19 protein-coding genes are annotated in these 22,268 nt (G+C 32.8%); 7 read left to right on the top strand and 12 right to left on the bottom strand.

Going from position 1 to position 22,268, the window contains the following annotated elements; all coding sequences use genetic code 11:
* Window positions 1-9 precede the first annotated feature (9 nt).
* From H8K90_RS01345 to H8K90_RS01330, 4 genes are all read left to right on the top strand, one after another.
* The gene (locus H8K90_RS01345; RefSeq protein WP_186844142.1) at window positions 10-1,797 is read left to right on the top strand and encodes a RagB/SusD family nutrient uptake outer membrane protein; all 1,788 of its coding nucleotides are present in this window, start codon (window positions 10-12) and stop codon (window positions 1,795-1,797) included.
* 27 nt (window positions 1,798-1,824) lie between these two features.
* Window positions 1,825-3,381 (top strand): DUF5123 domain-containing protein, encoded by a 1,557-nt coding sequence (locus H8K90_RS01340; RefSeq protein WP_186844141.1) that lies wholly within the window; start codon window positions 1,825-1,827, stop codon window positions 3,379-3,381.
* Between the two features lie 109 nt (window positions 3,382-3,490).
* Window positions 3,491-4,792 carry a pectate lyase family protein gene (locus tag H8K90_RS01335; RefSeq protein WP_222611300.1) on the top strand — a complete coding sequence of 434 codons (1,302 nt, stop codon included), beginning with the start codon at window positions 3,491-3,493 and terminating at the stop codon, window positions 4,790-4,792.
* A 99-nt stretch (window positions 4,793-4,891) separates the two neighbouring features.
* Window positions 4,892-5,926 (top strand): LacI family DNA-binding transcriptional regulator, encoded by a 1,035-nt coding sequence (locus tag H8K90_RS01330; RefSeq protein ID WP_186844139.1) that lies wholly within the window; start codon window positions 4,892-4,894, stop codon window positions 5,924-5,926.
* 2 nt (window positions 5,927-5,928) lie between these two features.
* On the opposite strand, the gene H8K90_RS01325 is transcribed toward H8K90_RS01330, so the two are convergent.
* From H8K90_RS01325 to rho, 9 genes are all read right to left on the bottom strand, one after another.
* Entirely contained in the window at window positions 5,929-7,539 is a 1,611-nt protein-coding gene (locus H8K90_RS01325; RefSeq protein WP_186844138.1) for a UxaA family hydrolase, read from the bottom strand.
* A 31-nt stretch (window positions 7,540-7,570) separates the two neighbouring features.
* The gene (locus H8K90_RS01320) at window positions 7,571-9,037 is read right to left on the bottom strand and encodes a tagaturonate reductase (RefSeq protein WP_186844137.1); all 1,467 of its coding nucleotides are present in this window, start codon (window positions 9,035-9,037) and stop codon (window positions 7,571-7,573) included.
* Between the two features lie 12 nt (window positions 9,038-9,049).
* A complete protein-coding gene (locus H8K90_RS01315; protein WP_186844136.1) occupies window positions 9,050-10,354 on the bottom strand; it encodes a TRAP transporter large permease in 1,305 nt (434 codons plus the stop codon).
* Window positions 10,355-10,356: 2 nt separating this feature from the next.
* Window positions 10,357-10,848 carry a TRAP transporter small permease gene (locus tag H8K90_RS01310; protein ID WP_186844135.1) on the bottom strand — a complete coding sequence of 164 codons (492 nt, stop codon included), beginning with the start codon at window positions 10,846-10,848 and terminating at the stop codon, window positions 10,357-10,359.
* A gap of 1 nt (window position 10,849) precedes the next feature.
* Window positions 10,850-11,824, bottom strand: a complete 975-nt coding sequence (locus H8K90_RS01305) for a TRAP transporter substrate-binding protein (protein ID WP_186844134.1) — start codon at window positions 11,822-11,824, stop codon at window positions 10,850-10,852.
* A gap of 14 nt (window positions 11,825-11,838) precedes the next feature.
* On the bottom strand, window positions 11,839-13,242 hold the full coding sequence (gene uxaC, locus H8K90_RS01300) for a glucuronate isomerase (protein ID WP_186844133.1): 1,404 nt from the start codon (window positions 13,240-13,242) through the stop codon (window positions 11,839-11,841).
* 12 nt (window positions 13,243-13,254) lie between these two features.
* A complete protein-coding gene (locus H8K90_RS01295) occupies window positions 13,255-14,049 on the bottom strand; it encodes a gluconate 5-dehydrogenase (RefSeq protein ID WP_186844132.1) in 795 nt (264 codons plus the stop codon).
* Window positions 14,050-14,056: 7 nt separating this feature from the next.
* Entirely contained in the window at window positions 14,057-14,896 is an 840-nt protein-coding gene (gene kduI, locus H8K90_RS01290; RefSeq protein ID WP_186844131.1) for a 5-dehydro-4-deoxy-D-glucuronate isomerase, read from the bottom strand.
* Window positions 14,897-15,165: 269 nt separating this feature from the next.
* Window positions 15,166-16,836 carry a transcription termination factor Rho gene (gene rho / locus H8K90_RS01285; RefSeq protein WP_186844130.1) on the bottom strand — a complete coding sequence of 557 codons (1,671 nt, stop codon included), beginning with the start codon at window positions 16,834-16,836 and terminating at the stop codon, window positions 15,166-15,168.
* A gap of 219 nt (window positions 16,837-17,055) precedes the next feature.
* Between rho and H8K90_RS01280 the strand changes: the two genes are divergently transcribed.
* On the top strand, window positions 17,056-17,466 hold the full coding sequence (locus tag H8K90_RS01280) for a DUF4293 domain-containing protein (RefSeq protein WP_186844129.1): 411 nt from the start codon (window positions 17,056-17,058) through the stop codon (window positions 17,464-17,466).
* 60 nt (window positions 17,467-17,526) lie between these two features.
* Here the strand turns inward: H8K90_RS01280 and H8K90_RS01275 are convergent, their stop codons facing one another.
* Window positions 17,527-18,021, bottom strand: a complete 495-nt coding sequence (locus H8K90_RS01275) for a metallophosphoesterase family protein (RefSeq protein ID WP_186844128.1) — start codon at window positions 18,019-18,021, stop codon at window positions 17,527-17,529.
* A 153-nt stretch (window positions 18,022-18,174) separates the two neighbouring features.
* On the opposite strand from H8K90_RS01275, the gene truA reads away from it, so the two are divergent.
* Both truA and H8K90_RS01265 read left to right on the top strand, forming a co-directional pair.
* Window positions 18,175-18,918 carry a tRNA pseudouridine(38-40) synthase TruA gene (gene truA, locus H8K90_RS01270; protein WP_186844127.1) on the top strand — a complete coding sequence of 248 codons (744 nt, stop codon included), beginning with the start codon at window positions 18,175-18,177 and terminating at the stop codon, window positions 18,916-18,918.
* A 35-nt stretch (window positions 18,919-18,953) separates the two neighbouring features.
* Window positions 18,954-20,720: an ABC transporter ATP-binding protein gene (locus tag H8K90_RS01265; protein WP_186844126.1), complete on the top strand. Its 1,767-nt coding sequence runs from the start codon at window positions 18,954-18,956 to the stop codon at window positions 20,718-20,720.
* Here the strand turns inward: H8K90_RS01265 and H8K90_RS01260 are convergent.
* The gene (locus tag H8K90_RS01260) at window positions 20,717-21,523 is read right to left on the bottom strand and encodes a DUF3667 domain-containing protein (RefSeq protein WP_186844125.1); all 807 of its coding nucleotides are present in this window, start codon (window positions 21,521-21,523) and stop codon (window positions 20,717-20,719) included. The two genes, H8K90_RS01265 and H8K90_RS01260, sit on opposite strands and share 4 nt — an antisense overlap.
* The gene (locus H8K90_RS01255) at window positions 21,520-22,239 is read right to left on the bottom strand and encodes a DUF3667 domain-containing protein (RefSeq protein ID WP_186844124.1); all 720 of its coding nucleotides are present in this window, start codon (window positions 22,237-22,239) and stop codon (window positions 21,520-21,522) included. Before H8K90_RS01255 ends, H8K90_RS01260 begins: the two co-directional genes overlap by 4 nt.
* Between the last annotated feature and the right edge of the window lie 29 nt (window positions 22,240-22,268).

The raw sequence follows: 22,268 nt of genomic DNA, 5'->3' as shown, positions 1-22,268 counted from the left end.
ATTTAGAAAATGAAAAAAACAATAATTCTAACATTACTAATTCTAGCAGGTGTTTTAAACTCTTGCCAAGAATTTGAAGAAGATTTTTTAGACGCACCAGCTCAATCATCGGGTGATGAGTCGGTTATTTTTTCAACACCAGACCTTGCAAGAGGTGCTGTAGATGGAATCTTGGAGCGCATGGGACAAACAAATTCATATAGAGGTCGTTATATTCCGTTTTATGGGTTTAATACAGATACTGAATGGAATTACAGTTCTGATGATGTAGGCAGTTCTCAAGGTGAATTAATGATATATGATGCAACACCTACAAACACTCAAATGAATAGAGATAATAATGTTTGGGCAATGATGTATGCAGGAATAGAACGTGCTAATCTATGTATTAGAGGTTTAAGAACTTACGGTAATCCACAGCCAGATACTGAACTTGGTCAATTACTTGGTGAAGCCCTAACTTACAGAGCTATATACTACGCTGATTTGTTAAAAACTTGGGGAGATGTTCCTGCACGTTTTGAGCCAATATCTGCCGAAACCCTTTATTTACCGAAAACAAGTAGAGATGTTATCTACAAACAAATTATTGCTGATTTAGGTGAAGCAGAAACTTTAGTTGCTTGGCCAAATGAAAGTTCTACGACTAGTACGGTAGAACGCGCCAATAAAGCATTTGTAAAGGCTTTTAGAGCACGTTTAGCTATGGTGGCTTCTGGTTTTCAACAATATCCAGATGGTGTTAGAAGAAGTAATGATCCTGATCTCTCTGTACAAAATATGTATACATTGGCGTTAAATGAAGCGACGGATATAATCGGAAGTGGAAATGCACATTTAGAACCATCTTTTGAAACTTTATGGAGAAATTTTAATGAAGAATCTGTTACTGCTGGAGGTGAGTCTCTTTGGGAAATTCCTTTTGCGGCAGGTCGTGGTAGAGTATTATTCTCGTTTGCTGTTAGGCACAGAGGTGTAGATCAGCATACAGGCCAGGCTAGGGGTGGTATTGCTGGTCCATTACCAACAGTATTTTATGATTTTGATGAAGACGATACAAGAAGAGATATTACATGTGTACCATATCAATGGGGAAACCCAACTGATGGTTTTTCTCAACAAGAATTGGTAGGATTGGATACATGGTATTTTGGGAAATACCGTTACGAGTGGATGAATCGCTATGTAACATCTACTAATGATGATGGAGTAAACAAAATATACATGCGTTATGCAGAAGTATTGTTAATAGCAGCAGAGGCTGCAAACGAATTGCAAGGAGCTGGAGCAGCTGCACCATATTTAAAACAATTAAGACGAAGAGCTTTTCCATCTAATCTACATGCAGAAAAAGTTGATAGCTATGTTGATGCCTTAACAAGTACTCAAGATATGTTTGATGCCATAGTTAAAGAACACATGTATGAATTTACAGGTGAAATGGAGCGTAAAATGAACTTAATTCGATGGAATCTACTTGGGGCAAATTTAGATGAGGCAAAAGTGAAAATGTTTAATCTAAAAAATAGAACTGGAGAATATTCTGATGTGCCTACAACTCTATATTACAAATATGAGGAAGACGGTGAAACTCTAGATATATACGGTCTAAACAGAAATGAAACTATGAATCCAGGTCCAGATTATTTAACACAAGATTGGACTATTTTAGAGGATGATATGATTAATTCTATATACAAACTAGGTGTAAATCCAGATGATAGACAATTTTGGCCTATATGGCAAGTGTTTTTAGATGCCAGTAACGGTCAATTAGTTAATGATTACGGCTATTAGAATTTACAATTAAGAAATTATTAAACGATGAAAAAAACAAAATATATATTAAAATCCACAATAGTAATCTTAGCTTTACTATTATCAGTTACTGGCTGTGATTCACCAGACAAAGTAATTGAAGAGCTTAATGTGAGTAGAGAATTTGCTCCTGTAGGACTACAAGCATTTATAAGGAATCAGGTTGTAGTAGAATTACAATGGGATTCTGATCCTTATGTCGAAGATTATTTAGTTGAGTTTAGTGAAGATTCTTCTTTCTCAACTATTGTCGAAACTGTTAACGTTACAGAAGGCGATTTACCTTTACAAGTAGAATTATCTCAAGAAACCTTTTACTATGTTAGAGTGCAAGCTATAAGCTCTAGAGGTTTAGAGAATTCAACATATGCTACTACAACTGCAGAAACATTAACGGAGCAAATTTTTTATCCAATTGTTCCAGAAGATATTTTAGCTACTGAAGCAACTTTAAGATGGTTACCAAATAGTACAGTGACTGAACTATTTTTAGTGCCAGGTGATATTACTTATACATTATCTGCACAAGAAATTGCAGATGGAGTTGCTACAGTAACTGGTCTAACGGGTGAGACAGATTATACAGTACAGATTTTAAATAATACAACGATAAGAGGAGTATTAAATTTTACAACAGGAATAGATATTGGAGATGGTATTTTAGTAACACCTTCAGACGATTTATTTCAAATGGTTGCTGATGCAGATCCAGATGATGTTTTAGTATTAGAGCAAGGAGATTACACTGCGCAAATAGGCACAATAGTTATAGATAAACCACTAACTATAAGAGGATTGTTAAGCTTTGATAAACCACTTTTAAAAGTAAGTTTCTCAATAACTACTGGTGGTACGGATGTTAGTTTAATAGACCTAGATTTAACAGGTGATATAGCTGCAGAATTAACAGATATGGTAAGATATTCAGATCCTGGAGCTTATAATTCATTATTGGTAAGTGGTTGTAATGTACATGATTACAATAGATCCTTTATTGCTGGAAATGTTACAGATGCTATTGTACAGACGGTCACTGTTGAGAATTCAGTGGTAACAAATGTACTGACAAGTGGAGGCGATTTCTTTGACTTTAGAAATTCTGATGTATTTAACGTTAATTTTATAAATAGTACCTTTAATAATTGTGCGCCTGGTCGTGATTTCTTTAGAATTGATGATGCTGGTACTTCTACTCAAATGGGTAATGTCTGCAACATATTAATGGATAGCTGTACATTATATGCTTGTTCTAACTCTTCAAGTAGAAGAATTTTATATGTAAGATTTCAAACTAACGATATTACAGTACAAAACACATTAATAACTGATACTGTATCAGAAGGTTTTTCTGACCAAGCCAGAACTGATGAGTTCATCGAATTTAGTAATAACAACTATTTTAATGCACCAACAATGTTTGATCCATTAGTTCCAAGATATGATAATACCACTTCTTTTGATACGTTAGATCCGGGTTTTGTAGATCCATTAAATGGTGATTTTACGATAACTACTCAGGCTTTAATTGACAATCAAGTTGGCGATCCACGTTGGAGACAATGATATTTTTGAGATAAGTTAGTCAAAAAAAGGAGTTATGTTTGAAAAAACATTTCTCCTTTTTTTATATTAAATTTTATATAATAAATAAGCAATGATTGAAAAAAGATATTTGAACTTAGTAATTTTATTATTGTTTTCTGTCTTAGTTTATAGTCAAAACTTAGCGTTTCCTACTGCAGAGGGTTTCGGTAGGTATACCACAGGAGGTAGAGGTGGTTTTATTTATAAGGTTACAAACCTTAATGATAGCGGAGAAGGAAGTCTAAGAAAAGGTATCCTAAAAGATGGAGCTAGAATAATTGTTTTTGAAATCTCTGGCACTATAGAATTAAAATCTAAACTAGACATTAATAAAGGTGATTTAAGTATTCTAGGTCAAACTGCACCTGGTGATGGGATTACAGTTAAAGGGTATCCAGTTACTATAAAATCAGATAATGTTGTTTTAAGGTATCTAAGATTTAGAATGGGAGATATTAATGGTATTGAAGGAGATGCACTCGGCTGCAGAGGTACTAATAATGTTATTATCGACCATTGTTCTATTAGTTGGGGAACCGATGAAAATGCCTCGTTTTACAATAATAAAAATTTCACTTTGCAATGGTCTATTATTTCTGAAGCTTTAAACAAGTCCATTCATAAAAAGGGTGCACATGGATATGGTGGTATTTGGGGTGGTGAAAGAGCTTCTTTTCATCATAATTTAATTGTGAGTAACAATAGCAGAAACCCTAGATTTAGTGGTTCTAAAACAACAGAAAATTCTGAAAATGAATTTGTAGATTTTAGAAATAATGTCATTTATAATTGGGGCAATAATAGTATTTACGGTGGAGAAAAAGGCACTTATAATTTAATAAATAATTATTTTAAACCAGGACCTGCAACTTCATCATCTAAGCAAAATAGAATAGTAAGTCCATCTGAACCTTATGGTAAATTTTATGTAGATGGAAATTTTGTATATAATAATGAAGAAGTTACTATTAATAATTGGAGTGGTGGTGTGCAATGTGAAAAACCAGAGTTAACCAAACTAAATATACCTATAGATATTTTAGGTAACATTACCACCACAAGTGCTAGGCAAGCCTATAAAGAAGTTTTGGAATATGCAGGGGCAAATATAAAACGAGACGCTGTTGACAAAAGAATAACCAAAGCGGTTACAAAAGGCAATGCAACCTATAAACAAGGAATTATAGATTCTCAAAAAGATGTTGGTGGTTGGCCGGTTTTAAAGAAAAAAAAGGCAAAAAAAGATTCTGACAATGACGGTATTCCAAATAAATGGGAACGAAAACTTAACTTAGATTGTATAAAGAAAGATGCTCATCTAAACACAATAGATGAAAACTACTCTAATATTGAAATTTATGCTAATTCATTAGTTAAAATGATTGACTAGCAAGATTGTATTAGCTTCACAATTTTAAAATACTTATGGAAACGGACAATGTTTATAATAAAATAATTAGTTTTGGGAGATTATTTAACCATCAGTTGAATGAAAAAAAAGACAACCATATATGATATTGCTGAAAAGTTAAACTTAACAGCAGCAACAGTATCACGAGCATTAAATAATAACCCTAAAATAAGTGAGAAGACACGTGAGTTAGTTCAAGCTACAGCCATAGAAATGAACTATGAGCAAAATACATTAGCTAGAGCATTAAAAAGCGGTAAAAGTTTTAATGTGGGTGTTATTGTACCACGTATGGATAGTAATTTTTTCGCCTCTGTGATTAGAGGAATCGAAGAAGAATTATACCCAAAAGGCTATCATGTTATTGTTTGTCAAACACACGACCAAGAAGAATTAGAAACCGGCAATATAATGTCTCTTCTCAATGCTCAGGTTGATGGTATTCTAATGTCTATTTCAAATTCAAAAACCAAGAATAAAATCTTTAATAGTTTATCTCAAAAACGAGTTCCTCTAATATTTTTTGATAGAAAAAAAGACATTTCAGGTGTTAGCTCAGTAACTATTGATGATTACAATGGATCTTATTTAGCTACTAAGCATTTAATAGAACAAGGATGTAAACGAATCGCACATTTATCTAATGATCGATCGTTAGAAATATTTAAAAATCGTTATCTAGGTTATAAACAAGCTATAATCGATCATGGATTAGAGTTTGATGAAGATTTAGTTATTGAAACTTTTAGTAAAGTGGCAGAAGGAAGAAAAGTTGCAAAACAATTATTAAACTTGGCCTCTCCACCAGATGCCATCTTTTCTTCAAGTGATTTTACAGCTTTAGGTGCAATACAAGAAATAAAAGAGCAAGGCTTTAAAATTCCAGAAGATATTAGTGTTGTGGGTTTCAGTAATGAACCTTTTACAAGGTTTATGGAACTCTCTATTACATCAGTTGATCAATCTCCCATAGAAATGGGAAGAAAAGCAGCTAAAGTTTTTTTAGAAGAAGTTGATGCTAAGGATAGTAAAAAGAATCCTCAGCAAATCGTTCTGCAGCCGGAACTAATTGTTAGAAAATCTTCTCTTAAAACTAATTTAGAGGCAATCTAGTTTTAAAGCGAAACTCCACGTTTCCATGGTATAAAATCATCTTGATTTAATAAGCTAGCTTTAGATGTAACAGTACCGCTAGCAACATCAATAATGTAGTTGAGCATAGTCTCAGCCATTTCTTCTATAGTCTTCTCACCTTTAATAACATCACCTGTATCAACATCAATAATATCACTCATTTTAGCAGCTAATTCAGAATTTGAAGACACTTTAATTACTGGTGTAATTGGATTACCTGTTGGTGTACCTAAGCCTGTTGTAAACAATACGATGTTTGCTCCAGAACCTACCATGGCTGTCGTACTTTCTACATCGTTTCCTGGTGTACATAATAAGTTTAAACCTGGCTTAGTAACATACTCGCCATAATCTAAAACATCAACAATAGGTGATGTTCCACCTTTTTTAGCGGCTCCTGCAGACTTCATAGCATCTGTAATTAACCCGTCTTTTATATTTCCAGGAGATGGATTCATATCAAAACCAGAGCCAGCATCTACAACCGATTTTTCAAAAGCTTGCATAAGTTCTAAAAATCTTTCGGCAGAAGCTTCTGTTTCACAGCGATTTACTAATTCTTGCTCAACTCCACATAACTCAGGAAATTCGGCTAATATTGCTGTTCCTCCCAAAGCAACCAACATATCAGATGTGTAACCTAAGGTTGGGTTTGCAGAAATACCTGAAAAACCATCAGATCCACCACACTCTAAACCAATTTTAAGTTTAGATAAAGGTGCTGGTTTTCTTTCTATATTATTTGCTTCTTTGATTGCAGCGTAGGAGTTTTTAATAATTGCTGTTAGCATTTCGTCAACAGTACCCATTTGTTGTTGTTCATACATCAACACTGGTTTTTTGTTATCTGGACTAATAGCCTCAAGAGCTTTATTAAAAATGTCTATTTGTAGATTTTGACAGCCCAAACTTAGCACAGTTGCACCTGCTACATTTGGATTCTTTACATAGCCAGCTAATAATCTCGCTAAACTTTCTGAATCTTGACGAATACCACCACAACCACCAGGATGCGTAATGAATTTAACATCTATATTTTCGAAAACCTTGGCCGTTTCTGGTTGTTGAACTAAGGTGTCATCACTATCATTAACCAAAGAACGTAACAGCATTTGATGAGAATTTAACTTCTTTGTTAGTAATTCTCTCTCGAATATATCTCTTAGTTTTTCAATATTTTTATTCTCGCAAAATACCAATGGAAAAAATAACCATGTATTTGCAGTACCAACCTGTCCATCTTCTCTGTGATAACCCATAAAGGTTCTATCTTTCCATTGTTCAACATTAGGTATATTCCATCCTATTGTATCGGTTTTTTGCGTCACCTTTGCACTTTCGTGTTTTACGTTAGCTATGGTTAATACATCTCCTTTTAAGATTGATGAATTTGCTTTACCAACAAGTACGCCATACATCTTAATTTTATCACCAGCATAGAAATCGGATAAAGCAATTTTATGCTTCGCTTTTACGTCTGAAACGACTTCAATTTCTTCATTTTCAAACTTAATTACCTCACCTGCTTTTAGGTTTACTAAAGCAACGGCAACATTATCTGAAGGGTGAACTTTTATTAATTTTTTCTGCATGTTATAACATTGTTAGTGGTAGTAATGTGGTTTAGTACATTTTACTAAAGTTCTCATATCCAAATTCAATACCATTAGAATCTATTTCTGCTAGTGCAAAAGCTATAGCAGTAGGTAGCTTTTTAACGCGAGTTAAATCGTTATCCCAATAATCTATATTACTTAAAACTTGATTTGCAATTAAATTATAATCTTTGTTTTTCCATATGTTTTTGAAGTTACTAACTACTTCTTCACTATCCTTAATTGGCAAATTAGCACCTTGCCAAGTCCCTTTATAAAATCTAATTAAGCAAGCAAATGCAAAGGTTAAATTGGTTGGTAGTTTTCCGTTTTTAGCTTCAAATTCTAATAAACTTGGAAGCACTCTTACTTTAAATTTTGAAATAGAATTTAATGCAATATCTGCTAGTTTATGCTTTATAAATGGATTTCTAAATCGATCTAAGATTTCTTCAGCAAAGCTATCTAGTTCATTTCTGTCCATAGGTAGCACATCATTAATTTCCTCAAAAATAGCTTTGTTTACAAATGCGCCAGTAAATTTATTATCAACTGTTTCTTTAACGGTTTCATTACCATAAAGTAACGAAAACGGTACCATAGAGGTATGCGCTCCATTTAAAATACGCACCTTTCTTGTACGATATGGTTGCATATCGTCTACAATTTTAACGTCTAAATCAGTTTTATGAAAAGGTAATTTTTGTTTTAAATCTTCTCCGCCTTCAATTACCCAAAGTAAAAAAACTTCGGCGGCAACAATTAAATTGTCTTTATAATCTAATTGTGCATTATAGACTTCAATATCGTCTTTTGGATAGCCTGGAACAATTCTATCAACCAAAGTACTATGAAAAGAGCAACTTGTATTTATCCAATTGGTAAATTTTTCATCTAAGTTCCAAAGTGATATATATTTTAATATAATCTCCTTTAAGGTTTCAGAATTATGGTTAATTAATTCGCATGGTATAATCGTTAAGCCTTTATCATTTGCGCCATTAAAATGATTGAAGCGTTCGTGCAATAACATTGTCAATTTAGCAGGAAATGAACTCGGAGGTTTCATATCCATTGTATCAGTATCAACATAAGCAATACCAGCTTCGGTTGTGTTAGAGATGATAAATTGAAGTTCTTCCTCTTTTGCTAAATCTAAATAATCCTGAAATTCTTTATACGGATTTATACCTTTTGCAATAGTGTTAATCAATTCTTTTTTCTGAATTTCTTTACCTTTTTGAATCCCTTTTAAAAACAGTGTATACAACCCATTTTGATCATTTAGCATATCTACCATGCCTCTTTCAATTGGTTGTATTACAGCAACTCCAGCATTAAAATCTGCTTTTGTATTTAATTGCTGAATAGCATAATCTACAAAGGCTCTTAAAAAGTTACCTTCTCCAAATTGTATAAATTTGATGGGTAGTTTTTTATTAATATTTAGGTTTTGTCTGTTTAGAGCTAACTTCTTTTTTCTCAATTCTGTCATATTATTTACTTATTACAAACCAAAAAGTCTTGGCAAAAACATTGATATTTCTGGGATAAAACTTATCAGCATTAACACTGCCACCATTATGGCTAAAAATGGTAACAAGGATTTTATAACTTTTGTGACGGACACATTTGCGACACCACTGCCCACAAATAATAAAGTGCCAACTGGTGGAGTACATATGCCTATACATAAGTTAAGTACAATCACTATCCCAAAATGAACAGGATCCATACCTAATGTGGTTACTACTGGTAGAAAAATCGGTGTGAATATTAACACAGCAGGTGTCATATCCATAAACGTTCCGATGATTAATAGAATAATATTAATCGCTAAAAAGATGGCAAACTTATTACTTAAAGAATCGAGTAAAAATGTGCTTATCATTTCTGGTATACCCTCAAAAGAAAACAACCAAGACATTGCCATAGATGTGCATATTAAAAACATAACAACAGCTGTGGTTTTTGCACTAGTTAAAAAGACCTTTGGAAAATCTTTCATTTTCATATCACCATAAATCAATGCTAATATGGCTGCATATAATACTGCAATTACTGAGGCTTCGGTTGCAGTGAAAATTCCGGCAACAATACCACCAACAACGATTACTAGCAACAATAAGCTAAAGAATGCTTTTCTAAAATAAGTCCAAACTTCTAAAAGTGTAGCACGTTTTCCTCTTGCATAACCTCTGTTTATAGCAATAAATGCTACATATCCCATAATGGCTAAGCCTAAAAGTATTCCTGGTAAATAGCCAGCAATAAATAAGGCGGCTACTGAAGCTGTGCCTCCACTAGCTAAAGCATAAACGATTAGTATATTACTTGGCGGAATTAATAAACCTGTAGTCGAAGAAGTGATATTTACAGAAGCACTTAAAGCTCTAGGATAGCCTTCTTCTTCCATTCTGTCTGTCATTATTGATCCAATGGCAGAAGCTGCAGCAACAGCAGAACCAGAAATGGCTCCAAAAAGCATGGACGCTAATACATTTACATAAGCCAAGCCACCAGGCAAACTCGCAACTAATGATTTTGCAAAATTTATAAGCCTGTTTGCGATACCACCTTGTTTCATAATTTCACCTGCCAAAACGAAAAAGGGTATGGCTAAAAGGGCAAAACTATCAATGCCAGTGGTCATGCGCTGAGCGATTGTTGTTAAGCCAGGCATTTTATCAATATTTAGCAATAGGCTTATGGTAGTTGAAATTCCGATGCTATATGCCACAGGAACTTTTAGCAACAAAAGCGTAAAAAAGCTCACAAACAAGACGATAATACTAATAATTTCTATACTCATAATTAGCTTTTGTTTTTATTAGAATATACACCAGATATGTGATAAATTGAAAAGCACATTATAAGAAAACCACTAAATGGCAATACCGCATAGACATAGCCAAGAGGTATTCTTAAAGTGCCAGATAATTGCTCTAAATGCAGTGTGGTGTACACTAGGTTTAATCCGCCTATAACCATAACGATTAAAGCAAAAAGAAAGATAAAAACCTCAATAAGTATTGCTGTCTTTCTTTTATTAGCTACAGACATTTTATCGTATAAAAAATCCATTGATAAATGCTCTTTTTTTGCATTGAGATAGGCAGCTCCTAAAATGGTCATCCAGATGAGAGAGAAACGTGCAAATTCTTCTGTCCAAGTAAATGATTGGCCTAAAAGATATCTTGAAAACACTTGAAACAATACATCTAAAACGAGTAATGCAAAAATGATTATCAAAAACCACTCAAGGATTTTGTTGACTTTATTAAAAATAAGTTCAGATTTACTCATATTAATTATTTTTAATTTGGTTAACAAGAGACTCCATTTCAGGATATTCTTTTACAAATTTTTCTACCACAGATTTCGATTTTTCTGCGAATAAGGATTTTTCTGGAATAATAATTTCAACACCGGCTTCTTTAGCAACTTTCATAGATTCTTCAACAGATTCTTTCCAAAATCTTTTTTGTGCTTGTGCAGATTCGTCTGCCGCTTCTTGTACCCAAATTTTTTGCTCTTCAGATAATTTGTCCCAATATTTAGTGCCAATTAATAGCACATCTGGTACTGAAGAATGTTCATCTAAGGTGTAGTATTTACTAATTTCGTAATGGTTTGAGGATACAAAAGAAGGTGGATTATTTTCTGCTCCATCTACAACACCTTGCTGAATTGCTGTGTATAATTCGCCATAAGCTAAAGGTGTAGCATCACCTCCCATGGTGTTTACCATGTTAATTGCCATTTGGTTGTTTTGCACTCTAATTTTAAGACCATTTAAATCTTCTGGTGTTCTTATGGCTTTTTTGCTGGTATAAAAACTTCTACTTCCGGCATCATAGTAACATAAACCTCGAAGCCAAAATTTAGAGCCTTTCTCTAAAATTGATTTGCCGATAGGACCTTCTAAAACACTAAATTGATGTTCTTTATTCCTGAACAAATAAGGAATTCCCATGACGTTATACTCTGGAATAAAATTCGATAATGGAGCAGCACTTACTTTGGTCGCAGCCACACTCCCAATCTGTAATAGTTCTAACAATTCTCTTTCTGAACCTAGTTGTCCATCAGGAAATATTTTAACCTTTAAAGTACCCTTAGATTTTTTTTCTAATGCCTTTTGAAACTCTAACATTCCTTTATGTACAGGGTGTGTTTGAGGCAACGTATGCCCTAAATAAAGCACCTCAGGACCTTCAGTGTTTTTGCAAGACGTTAAGCTTGTAAAAAGAATTACTAAAAGAATTATTTTATATCGCATGACTTGCATTAGTATTAAAAATTAAAATAGGCTTTTGCATTATTATAACTGATATCAGCAACCATTTTGCCAATCCATTCCATTTCCTCTTTTGGAAGTTCTCCACGCTTTACTTCATCACCTAAAAGATTACAAAGAATTCTTCTAAAATATTCGTGTCTCGGAAATGATAAAAAGCTACGAGAATCTGTAAGCATACCAATAAAACAGCTAATTAAACCCATATTTGATAAGGCATTTAATTGCTTGGTCATTCCATCTTTTTGATCTAAAAACCACCAACCAGAACCTAATTGCACCTTTCCTTTTACACTACCATCATTAAAGTTTCCAATCATGGTGGCCATAACTTCGTTATCAGCAGGATTAAGGTTGTAAATAATGGTTTTGGTTAATTTATCTTTACTATCTAATTGGTTTAAAAATGCTGATAGTTTTTCGGCTTGCGAATAATCTCCAATAGAATCCCAACCTGTGTCTGGTCCCAAAATAGAATGCATACGTTTGTTGTTGTTACGTAATGCGCCTAAATGAAATTGCTGCACCCAACCAAATTCGTGATAGGTTTCAGATAAAAATAAAAGTGTAGCTGTTTCAAATTTTAAGACCTCTTCATTTGATAGAGTTTCACCTTTTCGTTTCTTTTTGAAAATAGCTTCAATAGCACTATCAGTAAAAGATTCAAAAGAAATCTGATTTAATCCATGGTCACATAATCTGCAACCGTTTGCGTGAAAATATTCTATTCTGCTTCGTAAAGCATCTTTTAGATTTTGATAGGTTTCAATATTAATGTTAGCAGCTTTTCCTAAGCTATCTATATAATTGTTATAACCATCATTTCCAATTAAAATAGACTTATCTGGTCTAAAAGCGGTACTTACTTTTACTTCAAAATCACTTTTAGATAGGGCTTTATGATGTTCTAATGTATCAACTGGGTCTTCAGTAGTACATACCAATTCTGCATTTACTTTTCTTAGTAAATTTCGACAGCTATACTCAGAACTGCTTAATTTCTCTGAAGTTGCTTGGTATATCTTTTCTGCAGTTTTTTCGTTTAGTAAATCATTGACATTAAAATATCTGGCTAATTCTAAATGTGTCCAGTGATACAATGGATTACGCATAGTGTAAGGCACTGCCTTTGCCCATTGCATAAATTTCTCTTTATCCGAAGCATCTCCTGTTATATATTTTTCATTGATGCCAAGGGTACGCATCGCACGCCATTTGTAATGGTCACCATTTATCCAAACTTTTGAAAGATTATTATAAACCTTATCCTCCAAAATTTCTTGTGGTGGTAAGTGGTTATGGTAGTCTATTATAGGCTGATGTTTTGCATAATTATGGTATAATTCCTCTGCGTATTTATTTTCTAGTAGAAAATTATCGTGTATAAAATGTTTACTCATTGGTTTGGTTGGTTAGTCTTCGTTAGAAGGTTTTCCTATGGTTGCTAATATTCCACCATCGACATATACAATTTGTCCGCTAACAAAATCACTAGCTTTAGAAGCTAAAAATATTGCTGCTCCTTGCAAATCTTCGGGATCTCCCCAACGACCAGCTGGTGTTCTGCCTACAATAAAATCGTTAAACGGATGACCATCTACACGTATAGGTTCTGTTTGTGTGGTGGCAAAATAGCCTGGACCAATACCATTAACTTGCACGTTGTGTTTAGACCATTCGGTAGCCATATTTCTTGTCAACATTTTTAAGCCACCTTTTGCTGCAGCATAAGCCCCAACGGTATTTCTTCCTAATTCGCTCATCATAGAGCAAATGTTTATAATTTTTCCTTCACCACGTTTAATCATACCTTTTATAACATGCTTAGACATAATAAAAGGACTTACTAAATCTACCTTTAAAACTTGTTCAAAATCCTCTACTTCCATATCTTCGAGAGGTGTTCTCTTAATTATGCCAGCATTATTTACAAGGATATCAATGGCACCAACTTCCTTTTCAATTTTAGTGATGTTAGTTATCACTTTAGACTCATCTGTTACATCAAACAAATATCCAAAAGCATTTAAACCTTCGGCTTTATATTTTGCTATGGCCTTATCTAATTTGTCTTGCGAGGATGCTCCATTGATGACCAAAGTTGCTCCAGCTTTACCAAGACCCATTGCCATTGCCATTCCTAAACCATGAGTTCCGCCAGTAATTAAGGCAACTTTGCCTGATAAGTCGAATAATTGTATAGACATAATTGAATTATCTTAATTCGTTAATCTTGCAGACGTCCATATCTCCATAGTCTAAATTTTCACCTGCCATTCCCCAAATAAATGAGTAGCTAGACGTCCCAGAACCTGAGTGAATAGACCAAGGTGGTGAAATTACTGCTTCTCCATTTGCCATCCAAATATGACGTGTTTCTTGAGGTTGTCCCATAAAATGACAAACGGCTTGGTCTTCTGGTACTTCAAAATAAAAATAAACTTCCATACGTCTGTCGTGCACGTGTGCTGGCATCGTGTTCCAGCTACTACCTGTTTTAATGGTCGTCATACCCATTTGTAATTGGCAAACATCCACGACGCTGTTAACGATGTATTTTCTTAATGTTCTAGCATTTGCCGTTTCTGGTGCACCTAATTGTATAACTTCAACATCATTAGTTCCTATTTTTTTATTAGGAAACTTTTTATGAGCTGGTGTTGAGTTTAAGTAAAATTGAGCAGGATTATCTGATGATGTACTTGCAAACACCACGTCTTTATTGCCTTGACCTAAATATAGTGCTTCTTTGTGCTCAAGGTTGTAAGTTTCTCCGTCTGCTGTAATAATACCAGAACCACCAATATTAATTATGCCTAGTTCTCTACGTTCTAAAAAGAAACTGGCTTTTAAGGGGTCTATTGTGTCTAAAGCTACCGATTTGTTTATGGGCATAACACCTGCTGTCATAAACCTATCGTAATGCGAATAGACCCATTCTAGTTCGTCTTTTTTTAAAACGTTTTTAATAAGGAATTCATCACGTAATTCTTGGGTATTATAGTTTTTTACAGAATCTGGATTTGATGCGTATCTTGTTGTATATTTTGACATAATTATTTTAAATTGTAATCGATTACACAAATATATATAATTTATTTTAAAGCGTGAAAATTAAAAATAATTGATTTTTATTAATTCGTGCAGAAAAACTAATTTCTAGCCCACATTATATTCAGTATCAATTTAATAATATTAGAATAAATATTCAGTAAACTAACGTATTATTTTGAATTAAAATTTAGTAAAGATATAATGTATTCCATAAAAAAACCTCGAACTTAATATTCGAGGTTTTTAAATTAAAATATGGTTAAAAAGTTTTATCCATTCATAGAAATTAAAAACTCTTCGTTGTTTTTTGTTTGTTTAAATCGATCATTAATAAATTCCATAGCTTCAACAGGATTCATGTCTGCTAAGTATTTACGCATCACCCACATTCTTTGAATTGTTGTTTCATCTAATAGAATATCATCACGTCTTGTACTAGATGATGTTAAATCGATAGCTGGGAAAATACGACGATTAGATATTTTACGATCTAACTGTAATTCCATATTACCAGTTCCTTTGAATTCTTCGAAGATAACTTCATCCATTTTAGAACCTGTTTCGGTCAATGCAGTTGCAATAATCGTTAAAGAACCACCATTTTCTATGTTACGCGCGGCACCAAAGAAACGCTTTGGTTTGTGTAATGCATTAGCATCAACACCACCAGAAAGTATCTTTCCAGATGCTGGTTGTACAGTGTTATATGCTCTTGCTAAACGTGTAATAGAATCTAATAAAATAACTACATCATGTCCACACTCAACTAAACGTTTTGCTTTTTCTAAAACAATATTAGCAATCTTAACATGCTCGTGAGCCTCTTTATCAAAAGTAGAAGCAATAACTTCACCACGAACATTACGTTGCATGTCAGTTACCTCTTCAGGACGTTCATCAATTAATAAAATCATTTGATAAACTTCTGGATGATTTGCTGCAATGGCATTAGCAACGTCCTTTAGTAACATTGTTTTACCAGTTTTTGGTTGCGATACAATCATACCACGTTGTCCTTTACCTATAGGAGCAAACAAATCCATAATACGTGTAGAAATAGTCGCTTGCTTTTCGGCTATATTGAATTTTTCTTGTGGAAATAAAGGTGTTAAATGTTCAAACGCAACTCTATCTCTAACAACATTAGGATTCTGACCATTAATTTTACTCACCTTAATTAAAGGGAAGTATTTTTCACCTTCTTTAGGAGGTCTTACATGTCCTAGAACAGTATCACCTGTTTTTAAACCAAATAGTCTAATCTGGGATTGCGATACATAAATATCGTCTGGAGAGGTTAAGTAATTATAATCCGATGATCTTAAAAATCCATAACCATCTTGCATAATATCTAAGACACCTTCACTTTCGATAATGGCATCAAATTCAAAATCTGGCTCACGGTAACGATTTCTATTATCCTTATTGCCGTTATTTTTTTGATTGTTATTGCGATTTCCGTCCTTAGAGCGGTTTTGTCTATTATCGTTGTTCTGATTGTTGTTAGAACGTCTATTATCGTCTTTACGGTCGTTAGACTTATTGTCATTACCTTTTTTATTCTGATTGTCTTTATTAGACTTTTCAGTATGAGACTTGCGCTCTTGAGGTTTACGCTCTTGGGGTTTACGTTCTTGAGGCTTTGTGTTAGTTTCTTCTTTTTTATCAGAAAATTCTAAAGTCTTTTGTTCTTTGTTTTCTTTTGGTTTTTGTTGAACCCTTGTTCTTTTTTGAGGTGGTTTGTTTTGTTGTTTTGGTTCTGAAGGAGTTTCAGATTCCACCTTGCCTTTTATAGCATCTGGATTGGCAGCTTGGTAATCTAAAATTTGATAAACCAAGTCTAATTTTTTCTGTGTACGGTATTTTGGTACCTTTAGTTGTTTCGCTATGTCCTGCAATTCAGGAAGCTTCTTAGCTTTTAACTGTGAAATTTCAAACATTCGTATGTAGTATAATGTATTATAATGTTGATATTATTAATTCAATGTTTTCTAGATGATTTAAAAAAAGAAAAAAAGTGAAATTAATTTGGAAGATTAGAAAGATACAACTCAGTGCGTTATGCCTTTCTATTGCAATAATACGATTTTATTTTAAAACAATTTCTATCTTTTTAAAAAATAAACTACTAATTTTGCAATGCTTTTTTAGTAAAAGATATGATTCAACGGATACAAACACTTTATTTAATTTTAGCAGCTGGTATTTCAGCAGGTCTAATATTCGTGTTTCATTTATGGACAAACACTGAAGGTGCTAAAGTATTTGCTTTAGATAACTATATGTATTTAAGTCTATTTATGGGTTCTGCCTTGCTGTCATTAATTTCAATATTTAGTTTTAAAAATAGAAAGTCTCAATTTGTAATGGGACGACTTAATATCTTATTAAACTTTGTTTTACTAGGAATCTTTGTTTATCAATCTCTAAATGTATCTGGAGAAACTAACGTTTCTGAGAAAGGTATTGGGATTCTTCTTCCTATTTTTTCTATTGTGTGTTTAGTCTTGGCTAACAAGGCTATTAAAAAGGATGAAGATCTTGTAAAATCTGTAGATCGATTACGATGAACCTAAAATCTTAGTATATTAGTGTGAAAAACCCAGACGCTGCCGTCTGGGTTTTTTATTTTATCTTTTTTCAAATTCAATAACTTCCAAATCCTTTATTTGCTTTCCGTCAATTTTAAATCGTAGCATTGTTCTTACTTTATGAAATCCATGTTTGCCAGCGGCTCCTGGATTCATGTGTAATAAATTCAGTTTTTTATCTGGCATTACTTTAAGAATGTGAGAATGTCCAGTAATAAAAATATCGGGAGGATTAGATTGTAATTCTTCTCTAACACGATTATTGTATTTAGGAGGATAACCACCAATATGTGTAATCCATACATCAACTTCTTCGCATTTAAATCTATTATGAAGCGGAAATTCTGTTCTTACTTCGGCATTATCAATGTTACCATAAACTGCCTTTAAAGGTTTAAGCTTCTTAATACTGTCTGTTACTTTTAAATCGCCAATATCACCAGCATGCCAAACTTCATCTGCTTGTTTTACATACTTTAGTATAGCATCGTCTATATAACTATGCGTATCTGATAATAAGAGTATTTTTTTCAAATGTAAACGCTTTAGCGATTATTAGTTTAATTTTTTTGTAAACGTGATTCCTGCCTTATTCATAATCTATTAATTTTAAGTTAAGGTATTCATGAATCTTCGATTTCACAGGAATAAGCCTATCTTTGTGCTTTTACAAAAGTAAGATTTCTATTGCGATATTTCATTGAACTTTCATATAACGGTAAAGCGTATCATGGTTGGCAAATTCAGCCTAATGCTATTTCTGTACAAGAAGTTATAGAAAAGGCTTTGAGTACTATTTTGAAAGTTAAAATTTCTATTATGGGAGCTGGTAGAACAGATACAGGAGTGCACGCTTCTCAAATGTTTGCTCATTTTGATTTTGAAGGTAATTTTGAAGTCAATAATTTAGTAAATAAACTAAATTCTATATTGCCAAAAGACATTGCAATTGCAGCTATTTTTGAGGTTAAGCCCGAAATTCATGCAAGGTTTTATGCTAAAAGTAGAACGTACCATTATAAGATTTCAACTTCAAAAAATGTGTTTGATTATGATTTTGCTTATCTGGTACAATTACCTTTAGATCTTAAGGCTATGAATGAAGCTTGCAAAATCTTATTAGAGTATAAAGATTTTCAATGCTTTTCTAAAAGTAATACAGATGTAAAAACGTATAATTGTGATATAAAAGAGGCTTTTTGGACTCAGAATTCTAATCAGCTTATATTTACAATTACAGCAGATCGTTTTTTACGTAATATGGTAAGGGCTATTGTTGGTACAATGGTTAATATTGGCTTTGGAAAAATAAAGCCAAAAGATTTGCATAAAATTATTGCTTCTAAGAATAGAAGTGAAGCAGGGTTTTCAGTTCCCGCACATGGACTATATTTGGTTAATATTGTTTATCCAGATACAATTAAGAATTAATAAGTTAAAAATTTCCGTTTTCGCGGAAAGTGAGCATGGCAGAAGAGAAGAAAAAAATATTTGATGTTACGCTTTTTAAGCGACTATTACAGTACATAAAACCTTATCGTACGGTATTTGTTATTTCTCTATTTTGTGTTATTGGTTTGGCAGTGTTTGGAGCGTTAAGACCTTATGTGCTTCAACAAGCAATTGATACGCAAATCGCAGAAAAAAAGTATGATGGTTTCGTTATCTACATAGTTTTAATGCTTGCACTCCTTATTGTAGAAGTGATTTGTCAATTGTTATTTATTTATTATGCAAGTTGGTTAGGGCAATCGGTGGTTAAAGACATACGTGTTAAGTTATTTAACCATATGCTTAAATTTAAAATGACTTATTTTGATAAGTCTTCAGTAGGGGTTTTAATTACAAGAGCCGTAACTGATATGGAGCGAATTGCAGACATTTTTGGTCAAGGTCTTTTTATGATATTTAGCGATATTTTAAAAATGGCCGTAGTTGCCGGATTTATGCTATTTATGAATTGGAAGTTGACACTTATAGTGCTCGTAACTATGCCAATAATAGTCATTGCAACCAAGATTTTTCAAAAATATATGAAACGTGCATTTGAAGATGTACGTACGGAAGTATCTAACTTAAATTCCTTTGTGCAAGAGCGTGTTACTGGTATGAAGATACTACAGTTATTCACTCGTGAAACGACGGAGTATAAGAAATTTAAGACTATAAATGAACGTCATAAAAAAGGTTGGTTAAAAACTGTTTGGTATAATTCTATCTTCTTTCCTATTGCAGAATTTGTGTCATCATTGACCATGGGAGCAGTTATATGGATTGGTGGTTTAAATACTGTCGTAGGGCAAACAGCATCTTTAGGTGATTTAATTGCTTTTACCATGTTCATCCCAATGTTATTTAGACCATTGTATCAAATTGCAAATAAGTTTAATACGTTGCAAATGGGAATGGTCGCTGCAGACCGTGTCTTTAAAGTATTAGATACAAATTCTAATATTGACGATGCTGGTACCATTGAAGCCAGTCATTTTAAAGGTGATATAGAATTTAATAATGTAAGATTCTCTTATATTAAAGATGAAGAGGTTTTAAAAGGGATTTCTTTTCGGGTAAAATCTGGTGAAACTATAGCAATAGTAGGGGCAACAGGTGCCGGAAAATCAACTATTATAAATCTATTGAATCGTTTTTATGAAATTAATTCTGGCACCATAAGGATAGATGGTACTGATATAAAAGATACCACTTTAAGTTCACTTAGAAATCAAATAGCAGTGGTTTTACAAGATGTGTTCCTTTTTGCTGATACCATACTTAATAACATTACATTAAATAATGATGCTATTACGGAAGCAGATGTCATAAAAGCAGCTAAAGCTATTGGTATTCACGAATTTATTTCGAGTTTACCAGGTGGTTATCACTACAATGTAAAAGAGCGTGGAGTTATGTTATCTTCTGGTCAACGTCAGTTAATTTCATTTTTACGAGCTTACGTAACTAATCCAAGTATTTTAATTTTAGATGAAGCTACTTCTTCAGTAGATTCGTATTCAGAGCAGTTGATACAAGACGCTACAGATAAGATTACAGAAGGTAGAACCTCAATTGTTATAGCTCATAGATTAGCTACAATACAGCAAGCAGATAAAATTATTGTTATGGATGCTGGTGAAATTGTAGAAATGGGTACACACAAATCACTCCTTGAAAAAGAAAGTGGTTACTACAAAAATCTTTATGAAGTCCAGTTTTTAAAGGCTGAATCTGCCTAACTACTTTTTGGTTTAAAATTATTGAGATCAAAAGTGCCTGTAATTAAACCTATTACAAAAGATATTATTCCAAATATAATATAACAAATAATAAAAAGTACTAGGAACAAAAAGGTTTTTAAAATTGTTTCGGAAAAGCTTAATTTAAATAGGCGTTTGAGTAAAAAACAATGATATAGTAGTATTACTGGATAACTTAAAAATACAAATGAAATATAATAGTTTGGTATAATTAAGAGGATTAATTGACCAATAATTATACTCAGTATAGAATATAATGACATACTGTATAAATAAATTACAATATGCTCAGTAAGATTATACTTTTTATCATAAAAAACTATCCAAGACAAAAGAGCAAAAACAGGTATTATGGCAGAAAAAATTAACGAACTATATTCCATAGAGTCGCTAGTAGAGTAGTTGGCCAAGGCTTGCTGAGCAGCTTCATTCGAAAATATTTCGAGATTCATCATCCAAGCTTGCAAGTCAAAGTATTCTAGATAAAATTTCTTTATTAAAAAAATTGAAATACCAGCAAGAGTAAGAGAAAGACCAAAAAAACTAATAGGATTAACAAATCGTTTTCTAACACCTTCAACATAACTACTAATAACAGTTTCTGGTTTTGTGATTAAAGAAACTATGGTTCTTAATAACTTATTATCGTAATTAAAAAACGTCTCGCTTAGGTGTGTAAAAAGATTCTTTAGCGTTAATCGGTTTCTAATCACTTTTCCGCCACATTTTAAGCAGTAGTCGTCTTGTTCTTGTAATTCGGTTTGGCAGTTTTTACAATTCATTTATTAAGGTAAATTACCATTCCTATTATTAAACCAACTATTAGCATCATCAATATAAATGCAAAAATATAAACTAACATTACCAAAATAAATTTTGCTGTGGTTTCCCAAAAACCTTCTTTAAAAAGACGCTTTAAAACATACCAAAAATAGATAAAAGTAGGAATGGTGATTATTGTTGAAACTATTAAGTAATTTAATCCAAAGATTAAAAATAGGATACTTAAAATAGCAGTAATTATTATAATTTGAGCAGAGTAATATAAATTAAGCACCAAATGCTCAGTAAAATTATAGCGTTTATCACCTAAGAAATAATAAACAATCCAAGAGCCAATTGCAGAGAAAGGCACCATGACGATATATATAAGACCTTGATATTTGCTTGTGCTTTCAAAATCTGAGTTTAAAAAAGGATTGTTTTCATTACCAGGAGCCTCTGCAATTGTATTGAGAAATTCTGACTCAAAATCTAAAGCATCTCTAAAAAAGGTGGTCATTAGAAATACTTGGATACCTGCCAAAGTTAATGAGATGGCAAAATACTGTAGCACATCTATATATTTCTTTCTTGTACCATGAATGTATCCATCGATTACTTCTTCAGGTTTCTTAAAAAGGTCTATAAAAGTGCGTAAGAACTTGTTGTCAATAGATATAAATTGCTCATTTACTTGAGCGGCTAAGACTTTAGGAGTTAAACGATTTTGTATCACTTTTGCCCCACATTCATCACAGAATCTTT

Source organism: Winogradskyella echinorum, from assembly GCF_014297365.1.
GTDB classification, from domain to species: Bacteria; Bacteroidota; Bacteroidia; order Flavobacteriales; family Flavobacteriaceae; genus Winogradskyella; species Winogradskyella echinorum.
The sequence above is the reverse complement of the archived record's forward strand: the minus strand, read 5'-3'. Positions and strand labels throughout refer to the sequence as shown.

What these genes read in the sequence shown, in the direction of transcription:
- H8K90_RS01345 (WP_186844142.1), top strand. Translation starts at nt 10, where the DNA reads ATGAAAAAAACAATAATTCTAACATTACTAATTCTAGCAGGTGTTTTA.
- H8K90_RS01340 (WP_186844141.1), top strand. Translation starts at nt 1,825, where the DNA reads ATGAAAAAAACAAAATATATATTAAAATCCACAATAGTAATCTTAGCT.
- H8K90_RS01330 (WP_186844139.1), top strand. Translation starts at nt 4,892, where the DNA reads ATGAAAAAAAAGACAACCATATATGATATTGCTGAAAAGTTAAACTTA.
- H8K90_RS01325 (WP_186844138.1), bottom strand. Translation starts at nt 7,539, where the DNA reads ATGCAGAAAAAATTAATAAAAGTTCACCCTTCAGATAATGTTGCCGTT.
- H8K90_RS01320 (WP_186844137.1), bottom strand. Translation starts at nt 9,037, where the DNA reads ATGACAGAATTGAGAAAAAAGAAGTTAGCTCTAAACAGACAAAACCTA.
- H8K90_RS01315 (WP_186844136.1), bottom strand. Translation starts at nt 10,354, where the DNA reads ATGAGTATAGAAATTATTAGTATTATCGTCTTGTTTGTGAGCTTTTTT.
- H8K90_RS01310 (WP_186844135.1), bottom strand. Translation starts at nt 10,848, where the DNA reads ATGAGTAAATCTGAACTTATTTTTAATAAAGTCAACAAAATCCTTGAG.
- H8K90_RS01305 (WP_186844134.1), bottom strand. Translation starts at nt 11,824, where the DNA reads ATGCGATATAAAATAATTCTTTTAGTAATTCTTTTTACAAGCTTAACG.
- uxaC (WP_186844133.1), bottom strand. Translation starts at nt 13,242, where the DNA reads ATGAGTAAACATTTTATACACGATAATTTTCTACTAGAAAATAAATAC.
- H8K90_RS01295 (WP_186844132.1), bottom strand. Translation starts at nt 14,049, where the DNA reads ATGTCTATACAATTATTCGACTTATCAGGCAAAGTTGCCTTAATTACT.
- kduI (WP_186844131.1), bottom strand. Translation starts at nt 14,896, where the DNA reads ATGTCAAAATATACAACAAGATACGCATCAAATCCAGATTCTGTAAAA.
- rho (WP_186844130.1), bottom strand. Translation starts at nt 16,836, where the DNA reads ATGTTTGAAATTTCACAGTTAAAAGCTAAGAAGCTTCCTGAATTGCAG.
- H8K90_RS01280 (WP_186844129.1), top strand. Translation starts at nt 17,056, where the DNA reads ATGATTCAACGGATACAAACACTTTATTTAATTTTAGCAGCTGGTATT.
- H8K90_RS01265 (WP_186844126.1), top strand. Translation starts at nt 18,954, where the DNA reads ATGGCAGAAGAGAAGAAAAAAATATTTGATGTTACGCTTTTTAAGCGA.
- H8K90_RS01260 (WP_186844125.1), bottom strand. Translation starts at nt 21,523, where the DNA reads ATGAATTGTAAAAACTGCCAAACCGAATTACAAGAACAAGACGACTAC.